At 39.7% G+C, this 3,172-nt stretch carries 5 protein-coding genes; 3 read left to right on the top strand and 2 right to left on the bottom strand.

Annotated elements, in window-relative coordinates; genetic code table 11:
- Nucleotides 1-310: 310 nt before the first annotated feature.
- Nucleotides 311-940, top strand: a complete 630-nt coding sequence (locus A3757_RS18230) for a DUF642 domain-containing protein (protein WP_068510716.1) — start codon at nucleotides 311-313, stop codon at nucleotides 938-940.
- A gap of 126 nt (nucleotides 941-1,066) precedes the next feature.
- A complete protein-coding gene (locus A3757_RS18225) occupies nucleotides 1,067-1,786 on the top strand; it encodes a hypothetical protein (protein ID WP_068510718.1) in 720 nt (239 codons plus the stop codon).
- Between the two features lie 57 nt (nucleotides 1,787-1,843).
- Here the strand turns inward: A3757_RS18225 and A3757_RS25290 are convergent, their stop codons facing one another.
- Both A3757_RS25290 and A3757_RS25285 read right to left on the bottom strand, forming a co-directional pair.
- Complete coding sequence (locus A3757_RS25290; protein ID WP_068633325.1) at nucleotides 1,844-2,110, bottom strand: hypothetical protein; 267 nt, start codon at nucleotides 2,108-2,110, stop codon at nucleotides 1,844-1,846.
- 44 nt (nucleotides 2,111-2,154) lie between these two features.
- Nucleotides 2,155-2,382 (bottom strand): hypothetical protein, encoded by a 228-nt coding sequence (locus A3757_RS25285; protein ID WP_082865277.1) that lies wholly within the window; start codon nucleotides 2,380-2,382, stop codon nucleotides 2,155-2,157.
- A gap of 291 nt (nucleotides 2,383-2,673) precedes the next feature.
- On the opposite strand from A3757_RS25285, the gene A3757_RS18215 reads away from it, so the two are divergent.
- Nucleotides 2,674-3,172: patatin-like phospholipase family protein (locus A3757_RS18215; protein ID WP_197470123.1), on the top strand; the 499-nt coding region annotated here is incomplete at its 3' end.

Here is a 3,172-nt window from a genome sequence, read left to right as displayed (position 1 = left end):
GTAATGAGCTTTTTGAAGATAATCTCTTCGACATCAATAGCGCTGTAGGTCGCAATCAAATTGTTTCTTATAAATACACCGACCATTGCCAAGGTATTTAACATTATAATATCCGTATTACCAATGCGGTTTGTAAGACGAAGTCATTAGATTCACTAGTTCACAAAATCTTGAAGCTGGCTAAATTTACGTCAGCTTATTTTACACATCGATCAATCAATACTAGAAAACATCAATAAAAACAAAAAGATAAACTTCTGGCGCATCTATTGCTTTCCTATAGTTATTATTCATTAAATTAGGCTGTATTATGAAAAATTTAACAAAGTTGTTCGGTTCAATCTGTTTAACTACTGCTGTATCTATGAGTGCTCAAGCTAATCTTATAGAAAATGGCAGCTTCGAAGATATTGGTAACGAAGCAGCACTTGGCGGGTATGGAAGCGCAGCTACGTGGCAGATTTATTCTAGCATTCCAAATTGGGACGCCAGCCAGAATGTTGAAATATGGTCTAACAATTTTATCGTACCTGCCGATGATGGAATTAGAGTATTAGAACTTAATGCGCACCCTGGAGACGCTAATGGTCAGTTCTCTATCTTCCAAGACTTCGCGACGACAGCAGGTCAGGCCTACGAGTTAAGTTTTGCTGGTCGCCGCCGCCAAGCTAACTCTGATGAAGCTTTCTCAGTCAGTGTTGGTGACCTTTCAGATTCTGTTTATAACCAATCATGGGGTAACTGGAATCAGTATACTTATCAATTCACAGCTACTAGCTCGCTTTCTACCTTAACATTCACATCCTTAGATGGCGGAAGAGATACAACAGGTAATATTTTTGACGACGTTAAAGTTACTGCAGTTTCAGAACCTGGCACCATTGCTTTGTTTGCATTAGGTTTGGCAGGACTAGTTGCCACACGTAAAAAAATGAAATAACAATACCTTTGTAGTTTCTAAAAAGCCGCACTTAAATGCGGCTTTTTTTTAATTCCGTTCTTTATTTCTTTGAAAATATCCAAGTCGCTTCTAAGCTTAGTTTAAACACTAACTTAACTGACGACTATGACAAAACCCATCGCATTTCTAATCCACTTTCTTATTAGTCTCGCTATCGTATCGATAGTTTACTTTTTTATCAGATTCCAAATTTATCCTGACTTCTACTTCAAAATACAGGGTATATCAGAAATCATTCTAATCCTGTTTGCTGTAGACGTGATACTAGGGCCACTACTTACTTTTGTCGTATATAAAAAAGGTAAGAAGAGTCTAAAGTTTGACCTGTCAGTGATTGCATTATTCCAAATAGCAGCGCTTGTATATGGGTTTCAGACCATCTACAAGGAAAGGCCTTTATCAGCATTACTTGTCAATAACTCATTTGAGATCCAAACCGCATCGAATTACGATATGACAGCTGTTGACCCTAATATTATCGATACTAGCTTGGCTTCAGCACCAAAGTTCCACGTTTTAACCGGTACAACCGAAGTTAGAATAGCGATCACTGTTCATGCATTTACCGGTGAAGGGGATACAGATTATCTACAGAACATGGATTATTATCATGAGCTAGGCGAGCAAAAAGAACGCATCAAGCAAGCAGCTCTTGAAGAAGTCTACCTTAAGAAGATTTATAAGGATCAAGAGTTTGATACAGGCAAATACTTCTATATCCGCATAATTGGGAAATCAGGCTTTGGTTTGGCAAAGCTCGACAAGAATACCTATGAAGTCCTTGAAATTTTTGCTTTGACAGATTTCGACATGAACACTTTGTGAACTGCAAATAATGCATTAAGGCGATAATCTAAGCTTTTATCACCTTAATGCGCAGCCCTAAGACTTTGCGCTGATGTGTTCAGCATCATCCTTGGAAAACGGATTAGTAATAGTCGAGCTAGAACCTTGAAGTACCGCCTCGGGGTGCCTTATTTCCATAATGCACTTTATGCGTTGTTCATCCTTCGTGTTAACATCCACTAAGATCAAGTGCTGACCTTCAATAATTTGTTCGTGAAACTTCTGGATCTTGTAGTGTTCAGTATTGAGCCCACCAACACCGCCAAACCACGCACCAAAGAACATGCTAAAGATCGCGATCACTAGCCATGCATTGAAGCTAAACTCCTCGATATAAGTAAAGGGGACTAAAAAAACAGCCCAATCATCCCACCGGACAATAAGCCTCGCTCTACAAAGCGCACGAAGTCGGTACGCTGAAGTGCACTCGCAGAGTGGAGATGATGACTATATAGACCCTCTTCATTAGTACTAATAATATGAAAGTTCCAGTCAGTAATACCATGCTCATGCAAATCTTTCGAAACTTGGTCGACACTGTCAATTGAAGGGCTAAGGTAATATAAACGTTTCATAGGACACCTCCGACTACAAATTAATGCTCTAATTTAAAAACGGAAAACCATATAACGATCTATCTTTATCATTAACTTAATTATAGCGCTAAAGATGCTGCTTTTTTGATCAGATATAGACCGTCTTATTCTATATAGATTTTTATTATCACTATTAAGTTTATGCAAGGTTAGTGCTTGTCCGCATATATGCCCTAGAATAGTTTTACTATTGAGACTTATCTATTCTTTGAGCGGAAACAAGCTGCTATCGCAGCATTCTTACAAAGTACATTATTTGGAATAATTAATATGACAGCAGGGGTGATTTTAACGGGTGGTGGTGCACGAGGCGCTTACCAGGCCGGTGTTCTTAAGGCAATTGCAGAACAGTTTCCTGGCTTTGACTATCCCTTTCCTGTCATTTGCGGCAGTTCCGCAGGAGCTTTAAACGCCGTGGGGCTAGGAGGAGGGGGTAAGATCTTCAGGCATAGTGTCGACAGTCTCGAAGATCTTTGGTTAAACCTTAGCTCTGATAAGGTATACAAATCCGACTATTGGAATCTTGCAAAAAACCTAGGCCAGTTTGTTAGAGGTTTCGTCAGCGGAGATGGCATTGATGTGCCAGGCTCCATGTTCAATAACGCCCCCTTAAGAGAGCTATTAAAAAAAGAAGCTGATTTCGGACAACTCACAACCAACATCAAGAAGCACGACATACAGGCAGTTAGTGTGACAAGTTGTGGTTATCGAAGCGGCCAAAGTGTTAGTTTTTTCCAAGGTGAAGACCACCTTACTGGTTGGCAATCAG

It is taken from the genome of Oleiphilus sp. HI0117, from assembly GCF_001635235.1.
The sequence above is the reverse complement of the archived record's forward strand: the minus strand, read 5'-3'. Positions and strand labels throughout refer to the sequence as shown.

Excerpts from the sequence above, each read along its gene's own strand:
- A3757_RS18230 (WP_068510716.1), top strand. The coding sequence starts at position 311 with ATGAAAAATTTAACAAAGTTGTTCGGTTCAATCTGTTTAACTACTGCT.
- A3757_RS18225 (WP_068510718.1), top strand. The coding sequence starts at position 1,067 with ATGACAAAACCCATCGCATTTCTAATCCACTTTCTTATTAGTCTCGCT.
- A3757_RS25285 (WP_082865277.1), bottom strand. The coding sequence starts at position 2,382 with ATGAAACGTTTATATTACCTTAGCCCTTCAATTGACAGTGTCGACCAA.